This is a genomic window from Streptomyces graminilatus (assembly GCF_001418565.1).
Classification (GTDB): domain Bacteria; phylum Actinomycetota; class Actinomycetes; order Streptomycetales; family Streptomycetaceae; genus Streptomyces; species Streptomyces graminilatus.
Genome location: NZ_LIQQ01000072.1, coordinates 1 through 8,811 on the forward strand (window position 1 = coordinate 1; position 8,811 = coordinate 8,811).

9 protein-coding genes are annotated in these 8,811 nt (G+C 72.0%); all 9 read left to right on the forward strand.

All coding sequences use genetic code 11. The features are described from left to right. Positions 1 to 973: iron-containing redox enzyme family protein (locus AOK08_RS07580; RefSeq protein WP_198539145.1), on the forward strand; the 973-nt coding region annotated here is incomplete at its 5' end. A gap of 111 nt (positions 974 to 1,084) precedes the next feature. Then, entirely contained in the window at positions 1,085 to 2,923 is a 1,839-nt protein-coding gene (locus AOK08_RS07585) for a carbamoyltransferase family protein (protein ID WP_055524681.1), read from the forward strand. Positions 2,924 to 2,981: 58 nt separating this feature from the next. Beyond that, the gene (locus tag AOK08_RS46370; RefSeq protein ID WP_198539147.1) at positions 2,982 to 3,131 is read left to right on the forward strand and encodes a hypothetical protein; all 150 of its coding nucleotides are present in this window, start codon (positions 2,982 to 2,984) and stop codon (positions 3,129 to 3,131) included. Positions 3,132 to 3,176: 45 nt separating this feature from the next. Next, the gene (locus AOK08_RS07590) at positions 3,177 to 4,130 is read left to right on the forward strand and encodes a TauD/TfdA family dioxygenase (protein WP_055524682.1); all 954 of its coding nucleotides are present in this window, start codon (positions 3,177 to 3,179) and stop codon (positions 4,128 to 4,130) included. Between the two features lie 53 nt (positions 4,131 to 4,183). Beyond that, the gene (locus tag AOK08_RS07595) at positions 4,184 to 5,437 is read left to right on the forward strand and encodes an ATP-grasp domain-containing protein (RefSeq protein WP_055524683.1); all 1,254 of its coding nucleotides are present in this window, start codon (positions 4,184 to 4,186) and stop codon (positions 5,435 to 5,437) included. 123 nt (positions 5,438 to 5,560) lie between these two features. Then, a complete protein-coding gene (locus AOK08_RS07600) occupies positions 5,561 to 5,851 on the forward strand; it encodes a hypothetical protein (RefSeq protein WP_241826865.1) in 291 nt (96 codons plus the stop codon). After that, positions 5,848 to 7,119: an ATP-grasp domain-containing protein gene (locus tag AOK08_RS07605; RefSeq protein ID WP_055524684.1), complete on the forward strand. Its 1,272-nt coding sequence runs from the start codon at positions 5,848 to 5,850 to the stop codon at positions 7,117 to 7,119. The genes AOK08_RS07600 and AOK08_RS07605 overlap by 4 nt, the downstream gene beginning before the upstream one ends. Continuing rightward, a complete protein-coding gene (gene carA, locus AOK08_RS07610; protein WP_241826866.1) occupies positions 7,116 to 8,243 on the forward strand; it encodes a glutamine-hydrolyzing carbamoyl-phosphate synthase small subunit in 1,128 nt (375 codons plus the stop codon). Before AOK08_RS07605 ends, carA begins: the two co-directional genes overlap by 4 nt. Continuing rightward, positions 8,236 to 8,811: carbamoyl phosphate synthase preATP-grasp domain-containing protein (locus AOK08_RS07615; RefSeq protein ID WP_479683315.1), on the forward strand; the 576-nt coding region annotated here is incomplete at its 3' end. The genes carA and AOK08_RS07615, both read left to right, overlap by 8 nt.

Here is an 8,811-nt window from a genome sequence, read left to right on the forward strand (position 1 = left end):
CCCACCGGTCGCCTCCCCCACCGCCGTGGCGGCTGCCCTGCGCGCGGGCCATCGGGACCCGGGCCGGGCTCCCTCCGGTGTGCGGGAGGCGTACCACCTGCTGATGCGGCGCACCGACACCCCGGCGCTGCGGTCCTGGGCCGAGCGGTACGTCGCCGGTTGGCTGGCCCGGTCCGGGCACGGCATGGACTCCTCGGCCATGCCCCTTCCCGGGCGCTGGGGACGCGAGGGGCTGCGGCCCTGGCTCCAGGCCCAGCACGACCGGCACGGGGCCGAGTTCGAGGAGAACGCGGAGGTCGCGCTGCCCTCCCGGGAGGCCGTCGTCGACGACACCGTGCAGACGGCGCCACTGACCCTGATCGACGGCAGCTGGCTGCAGGGGTTCACGGACTACGAGCAGGCGTCCTCGGCGATCGGGCACTCGCTGTTCGAGACGTACTGGGACGAACTCGGCAACGGCGAGCCGCGGTTGAACCATCCGCTCATCTACCGCGACGTCCTCAAGGAGATGGGCGTCGACCTGCCGCCGACCGACTCGGCGGAGTTCGCCCGCTGGCCCGGCTTCCGGGACGAGTCGTTCGAACTGCCGGTGTACTGGCTGTGCGTCGGCCGCTTCCCGAGGACGTTCCTGCCCGAGGTGCTGGGGCTGAACCTGGCCATGGAGTTGTCGGGGGTCGGCGGCACCTACCGCAGGGCCCGGCTGGCGCTGCGGGCGTACGGGTTCAGCACCCGCTTCGTCGACATCCACAACACCATCGACAACGTCGCCACCGGTCACTCCGCGTGGGCGGCGGACGCGGTGGACACCCTGATGGCCGCGCTGCCCGAGACCCCCGGCCGGGGCGGCCGGGAGGAGACCTGGCGGCGGGTGCGGGTCGGCTACCGCTCGCTGAACCCGCCGAGCGGCGTGGCGGCCCGGCTGGGCGCCCGACTGGCCACCCGTCGCGGCCGGCTCACGGGCAGACGGGCATGAGACCCGCCCCCGAGCCCGCATCCACATCCACATCCACATCCACACGCAGAACCGCACCCGAACCAGAACCCGAACCCCATCCGCACAACCGTCCCCTGGAGGAACGCCGCGGTGTCTGATCTGATCCTGGGAGTGTCGGCCTTCTATCACGACAGCGCGGCAGCGCTGATCGCCGACGGAGTACCTGTCGCAGCCGCCCAAGAGGAACGTTTCAGTAGGCGGCGGCACGACCCCGCCTTCCCCTCGGCCGCCGTTCGCTACTGCCTCGAAGAGGCCGGCGCGACCCTGGACGACGTCTCGGCCGTCGCCTACTACGAGGACCCCCGGCTGAAGTTCCGCCGGGTGCTGGCCACCTTCGCCGGCGCCGCCCCGGCCGGCTTCGCCTCCTTCCGCGACACCCTGCCCTCCTGGCTCGGGCCGGGCGGCAAGCTGCGCACCGCCGACCGGGTGCGCGCCGAGTTCGCCGCCCTGGACCTGGGCCGGGTGCCGAAGCTGTCCGTGCGCCGGCACCACGAGTCGCACGCCGTGTCGGCGTTCTTCCCGAGCCCCTACGAGTCCGCGGCCGTCCTGTGCATCGACGGTGTCGGCGAATGGGCCACCACCACCCTGTGGCACGGCCGCGGCACCGAGGTGACCCCGCTCGCCGAGATCCGCTTCCCGCACTCGCTGGGCCTGCTGTACTCGGCGTTCACCTACTTCTGCGGCTTCAAGGTCGACTCGGGCGAGTACAAGCTCATGGGCCTGGCCCCGTACGGCAGGCCGCGCTACGCCGACCTCATCCGCGAGCAGCTCATCGACATCAAGCCCGACGGCTCCTTCCGCCTCGACATGCGGTACTTCGCCTATCTGCGCGGCCAGGTGATGACCGGCCGGGGCTTCGAGAAACTCTTCGGCGGCCCCCGGCGCTCCCCCGAAGGACCGCTCACCGAGCGGGAGTTCGACCTCGCGGCCTCGGTGCAGGCGGTCACCGAGGAGGTGGTGCTGCTGCTGGCCCGGACCGCGCGCGAACGCACCGGCGAGTCCACGCTCTGCCTGGCCGGCGGGGTCGCCCTCAACTGTGTCGCCAACGGGAAGATCATCGACGCCGGGATCTTCGACGAGGTGTGGATCCAGCCGGCCGCCGGTGACGCGGGCGGAGCACTCGGCGCGGCCCAGGCGGTCGCCATGGAACGCGGGGTGCGCCGCGACCACCCGGCCACCGGCCGCGACTCGATGAGCGGCTCGCTGCTCGGACCCGGCTACGACGACGAGGAGATCGCCGCCTACCTGGAGTTCCACGGCATCCCCCACCAGCGGCTTGACCCCGACACGCTCGCCAAGGAGGTCGCCGACGGGCTGGCCGAGGGGAAGATCGTCGGCTGGTTCCAGGACCGTATGGAGTTCGGGCCGCGCGCCCTGGGCGCCCGCTCCATCATCGGCGACCCACGCAATCCGGACATGCAGTCCACCATGAACCTCAAGATCAAGTTCCGTGAGTCGTTCCGCCCGTTCGCCCCGGCGGTGCTGGCGGAGGACGCCACCGACTACTTCGACCTGCCGCAGGAGAGCCCGTACATGCTCGTGGTCTCCCAGGTCGCGGCGGGCCAGCGGCTGGCCGCCGAGAGCGACGGCGCGAGCGGCCTCGACCTGCTCAAGGTGCACCGGTCGACCATCCCCGCCGTCACCCATGTCGACCACTCCGCGCGGGTGCAGACGGTCACCGAGCACAGCAACCCGGCCTACCACCGGCTGCTGACCGCCTTCAAGGCACGCACCGGGTGCCCGGTGCTGGTCAACACCTCCTTCAACGTGCGCGGCGAGCCCATCGTGAACACCCCGGAGGACGCCTACACCTGCTTCATGCGCACCGACATCGACCTGCTGGCGCTCGGCAACTTCCTGCTGGAGAAGGGCGCCCAGCCCGCCTGGTCGGAGCAGCACGACTGGCGCACCGAGATCCCGCTCGACTGATCACCGACTCCCCCAACCCCGGCGCCCGCCCGGGTGCGCCGGGAGATCGGACCCGCCCATGCGCACGTTCCTGCTCTTCCTCGTCTACTGCCTCGTCGTGACGCCGGTCGGCCTGCTCAGCCGGGTCGTGGGCGACCCCATGGCCCGCCGCCGGCACCCCGGCGACAAGACCTACTGGACCCGGCCGACCCCGTCGCGGGCCGGCTGACCGGTGCGCGGCACAGGAGTGACACAGACCGATGGGAGACCCACGATGACCAGCCTGCTCCAGTTCACCCGGCACCGCCTCGACGACAGCGTCCGGGATCTGCTGGACAAGGAGATATCGGAACGCGTCTCGGAGAGCCGGCTGGACTCCGATCTCGACGACGCGATCCTCGCCGGGATCGGCGCGTACGCGCTCAGCCGCCACCTGCCCGGTGATGTGCTGCAGAGCGTCCAGGTGTTCACGGCGGCGGCGCGGCACGCGCTGGTCCTGTCCAACCTGCCGGCCCAGAAGTTCCCCGGCACCCCGGTGACCGGCTTCGGCGACGAACCCGAACTGGCCGTCACCAACGCCCTCCACCTGGGGCTGATCCGCCTGATCGGCTGCACCCCCTTCGCCGTCAGCTACGAGAACGACGGCCATCTCATCCGCAACGTCGTGCCGAACCCGGCCGCCTGTGGCACCACCAGTTCCTGGGGCGCGGACTCCGAGTTCTTCTGGCACTCCGACAACCCCCACCAGCCGTTCGGCAGGCCGGGCTCCGACCCCCGTCTCTACGCCCCGCCCTACCTGACCTTCTACGCCGTACGCAACGAGGAGCGCGTCCCCACGGAGATCGCCGCGCTCGACGACGTCGTCGTACGCCTGGACGAGGACACCCGCGAGATCCTGCGGACGGCCGAGTTCGAGGTCGGCGCGCCCGACTCCAACGACGGGGAGGCCACCGGCCCCCTGCGCCACACCGCGGTCCTGGAGCCCGACGGCACGGGCCGCCACCGCGCCCGCTACGACCGGGGCACCACCCGGGGTGTGACGGACCGGGCCCGCGCCGCCCTGGACCGCTGGAGCGACGCGCTCACCACGATCCCGGCCGCCGAACTCGTCCTGGACACCGGCGACTTCATGATCTTCGACAACCACCGGGTGCTGCACCGCCGCAAGGCGTTCACCCCGCGCCCCGACGCCACGGCCCGCTGGCTGCGCCGCTGCTACGCCGCCTGAGCCCGGCCCGCTCTCCCCACGACCCGCACGCACGCACGCACGAAGGGAACCCCATGAACAAGTACCGCGTTGCCGTCGTCGGTGGCCGCCCGGCCCCGATCGCCGGCGCCAAGGAACTCGGCATCGACGTCGTCCTCGTCCACGAGGAGGGCGCCTACGATCCGGCCGTCGCCGAGCACTGCGAACGCGTCGTGCACACCTCCATCGCCGACGGCCAGGCCATCCTGGACGTCCTGCGGCCGCTGCACGCCGAGCGGCCGTTCGACCGGGTGCTCACCACCACCGAACCGGCCGCCGAGTCCACCGGGTTCGTCGTGGACGCGCTCGGCCTGCCCGGTGTCACCGAGGCCACCGCCCGTGCGCTGAAGGACAAGGCGCTCACCCGTGAGCTGCTCGACAAGCACGGCCTGAGCCCCGTGCGCTACCGCAGGGTCCACAGCGCGGCCGAGATCGCGGAGTTCCGCGCCGAGACCGGGACCCGGATCATCGTCAAGCCGGTGGACGGCGTGGCCAGCCTGCACATCCACCCGGTGGACACCCCCGAGGAAGCCGAACGGGCCTGGCAGGCCCTCCAGGAGGCGGACACCAGCGGCATCATCGCCGAGGAGTACCTCGACGGCCCGGTCGTCAGCGTCGACTCCTTCTCCCACGAGGGCCGCCATCTGCCCATCGGCTACTCCGAGTACCGCATGAACGAGCGGTACGTCGAATGGGAGGTCAGCACCCCCAGCCGGTACGCCCGCCCCTGGCTCGCCGAGCTGCGCGAGCTCACCCCGAAGCTGCTGGACGCGGTGGGCCTCACCGAAGGCCCCTCGCACAGCGAGTTCGTCCTCACCGAACAGGGCCCCCGGGTACTGGAGTCGCATGCCCGGCTGGCCGGCAGCGGCGCCCCCGAACTGGTCCGGCGCGCCTTCGGCCTGGACCTGAACCGGATGTTCCTGACCGTCCCGCTCGGCATCGACGAACTGCCCGCCACCCCGCCCGAGCCGCTGGGCGGCGCGGCCGTACGGTTCTTCACCCCCGAGCCGGGCACGGTCACCGCCGTCGAGGTCGCCGAGGACGCGGCCGACGAGGTGCGCCAGATCCCCGAGGGCGAGAAGCAGTACGTGTTCCTGCCCTACCTCGACGAGTTCCGGGACACCGAGGTGGCCGCGGTGATCGGCAAGAACGTCGGCGAGACCGTGCCGCCGCTGCTCACCGTCGCCGACTGCGTCTCCGGTTACGCGATCGCCTCCGGGCGGGACGCCGACGACGCCGTCGCCAAGTGCGAGGCGGTCAACGCCCGTATCCGCTTCGCGACGACCTGACCCCCTTCATCCCCGCTGCTCCGCCCCGGCCGGGCGGCCGGACCCGCGCGCTTCGGCGTGCCCGGCCGCCCGGTGTCCCCGGCCCGACCGACACCCCTGGGAATCCCTGGGAGGGAACCGCCCGTGAACCCGATCGCCTCCACCGTCCCGGTGATGGGATCCGCACCGGACCCCATCACCCAGCTGAACTCCGCCCGACAGCTCGTCGAGGAGCGGTACACCGACGAGCAGCCGCTCATCCGGGCCGCGCTCCATCTGATCGACTGCGCGCGGGACATCGTCGCCGGTCTGCCCGACCCCGACCTCGACGCCTGCCGCGACGCCCTGGGCTCCGCCCGCGCCGCCGTGGTCTCGGCGACGTTCGCCGTGGGCCGGGTCCGCGACCTGGCCGCGTCCGGAACGGAGCGCGGATGAACCGGCACCACGTCGTCGTCCACCGCTGGCGCGACCGGCACGCCCGCTACGAGGACTATCTCGACCATCGCGCCGACCGGGTCACGTACGTCACCACGGCTCTCGCCCTGGACTCCGTGCCGGTCTCGGCGGCTGCCGCCCTGGTCGTCCCGGCCACCGACGACACCGGCGCGGTCTGGGGTGCGGTGACCGAACTGAGCGCCCGTTTCGGCCCGCCGGACCGGGTGCTGGCCCTGAACGAGGGCGACCTGGACACGGCGGCCGTCATCCGCGAGCGCCTGGGCTGCGCCGGCCAGACACCGGGGCAACTCGCCCGGTTCCGCGACAAGCTGACGATGAATCAGATCGTGTCGGAGGCGGGCGTACCGACCCCCCGCTTCGCGGACGCCCCCGACGAACTGGCCGTACGCGCCTTCGCCGACCGCCACGGCCTTCCTGTCGTGGTCAAGCCCCGGCGGGGCACGGCCAGCCGGGGTGTCGTACGCGTCGAAACCCCGGCGGACCTCGCCCGGTTGGGCGACCTTCCGCCCGAGCCGCGCCTGGTGCAGGAGTACTGCCCCGACGACATCGTCCACATCGACGGCCTGTGGACGGGCGACCGCCTGGGCCCCTGGCGGGCCTCCCGCTATGTCAACACCTGCGTCGACTTCACCCAGGGCCAGGCGCTCGGCTCCGTCGAGATCGACGACCCCGAACTCCTCGGCCCACTCGGCGAGTTCACCGCCCGGGTCGCGGGCGCGCTCAGCTCCGATCCCTGGGTGTTCCATCTGGAGGCGTTCGTCGGCACCTCGGCCGACGGCCGGCTCCGCGTCCGTTTCCTGGAGGCGGGCTACCGGGTCGGCGGCGCGGAGATCCCGTTCGTCTGGCGGGAGGTGCACGGCATCGACCTGATGTCGGCCGCCGCCGCCGTCCAACTGGGCCGGGTCCCCGACCTCCCCGTACCCGAGCGGTGGCGCACCGGAGGCTGGCTGCTGGTGCCGTCCCCGGTGCCGCCCCCCTGCCGGGTGACCGCCCACGAACTGCCGGCCCCGCAGGATCCCGCCGAGGCGCCGTACGCCGCGGTCGTCCCCGCCGTCGGCCAGGTCATCCCCCGCGTCGGCGGCTACGAGCACGTGGGCGCCCGCTTCCGCTTCCGCGGCGACTCCAGCGGCGAGGTCGAGAAGGCCGTCCTGCGTACGGCGGCCCAGTTCCGCCTGGAGTGCGCCCCCGGCTCCGGGCCCCCGGCCCACAGCGGCGGGGGCCGCCCGGCATGCGGACTGGACCGATGACCGCCGTACTCGTCCTGGAGGACGGCCGGGTCTTCCGGGGCCGTGCCTACGGGGCCGTGGGGGTGACCTTCGGGGAGGCGGTGTTCTGCACGGGCATGACGGGTTACCAGGAGACGCTGACGGACCCGTCGTACGCCCGCCAGATCGTGGTGGCCACCGCCCCGCAGATCGGGAACACCGGCTGGAACGACGAGGACGACGAGTCGGCCCGGATCTGGGTCGCGGGCTATGTCGTACGGGACCCCGCGCGCGTGCCGTCCAACTGGCGCTCCCGCCGCTCTCTCGACGAGGAGCTGGTCAGCCAGGGCGTGGTCGGTATCTCCGGCATCGACACGCGCGCGCTGACACGCCATCTGCGCGAGCGCGGGGCCATGCGTGCCGGGGTCTTCTCGGGCGAGGCGATCGCCGCCGAGGCGGAACTCCTCGCCCGCGTACGGGAACAGCCGCACATGAAGGGCGCGAACCTGTGCGAGGAGGTGTCCACCAAGGAGACGTACGTCGTCCCTGCGATCGGCACCAAGAGGTTCACCGTCGCCGCCGTCGACCTCGGTATCAAGGGCATGACCCCGCACCGGATGGCCGAGCGGGGTGTGGAGGTGCATGTGCTGCCCGCGACGGCGACCGTGGAGGACGTGTACGCGGTCGATCCCGACGGGGTGTTCTTCTCCAACGGTCCGGGCGACCCGGAGACCGCCGACCACCCGGTGTCCGTGATGCGGGCGGTACTGGAGCGCGGTACCCCGCTGTTCGGCATCTGCTTCGGCCAGCAGATCCTGGGCCGGGCGCTCGGCTTCGGCACGTACAAGCTGAAGTACGGCCACCGGGGCATCAACCAGCCCGTCCAGGACCGTACGACGGGCAAGGTCGAGGTCACCGCGCACAACCACGGCTTCGCCGTGGACGCTCCGCTGGACCGGGTCTCCGACACGCCCTACGGGCGCGCCGAGGTCACCCACGTCTGTCTGAACGACGGTGTGGTGGAGGGGCTCCGGCTGCTGGACCGGCCGGTCTTCAGCGTCCAGTACCACCCGGAGGCGGGAGCCGGCCCGCACGATGCCGCCTATCTGTTCGACCGCTTCACGTCGTTGATGAACACAGCCCTGATGGAGTCGGCCCGTGGCTAAGCGCAGCGACCTGAAATCCGTCCTGGTCATCGGCTCCGGCCCGATCGTCATCGGCCAGGCCGCCGAGTTCGACTACTCCGGCACCCAGGCGTGCCGCATCCTGCGCGCCGAGGGCCTGCGGGTCATCCTGGTCAACTCCAACCCGGCGACGATCATGACCGACCCGGAGATCGCCGACGCGACCTACGTCGAGCCGATCACCCCGGAGTTCGTCGAGAAGATCATCGCCAAGGAGCGGCCCGACGCCCTCCTGCCCACCCTGGGCGGCCAGACGGCCCTGAACACCGCGATCTCCATGCACGAGCAGGGGGTGCTGGAGAAGTACGGCGTCGAGCTGATCGGCGCGAACGTCGAGGCGATCAACAAGGGCGAGGACCGCGACCTGTTCAAGGGCGTCGTCGAGGCGGTCCGCGAGAAGATCGGGCACGGCGAGTCGGCCCGCTCGGTCATCTGCCACTCCATGGACGATGTGATCGCGGGCGTGGAGACGCTCGGCGGTTATCCGGTGGTGGTGCGGCCGTCGTTCACGATGGGTGGCGCGGGGTCCGGTTTCGCGCATGACGAGGAG

Bases quoted from the DNA above. Each gene is read 5' to 3' on its own strand.
- AOK08_RS07590 (WP_055524682.1), top strand. From the start codon at position 3,177: ATGACCAGCCTGCTCCAGTTCACCCGGCACCGCCTCGACGACAGCGTC.
- AOK08_RS46370 (WP_198539147.1), top strand. From the start codon at position 2,982: ATGCGCACGTTCCTGCTCTTCCTCGTCTACTGCCTCGTCGTGACGCCG.
- AOK08_RS07595 (WP_055524683.1), top strand. From the start codon at position 4,184: ATGAACAAGTACCGCGTTGCCGTCGTCGGTGGCCGCCCGGCCCCGATC.
- AOK08_RS07605 (WP_055524684.1), top strand. From the start codon at position 5,848: ATGAACCGGCACCACGTCGTCGTCCACCGCTGGCGCGACCGGCACGCC.
- carA (WP_241826866.1), top strand. From the start codon at position 7,116: ATGACCGCCGTACTCGTCCTGGAGGACGGCCGGGTCTTCCGGGGCCGT.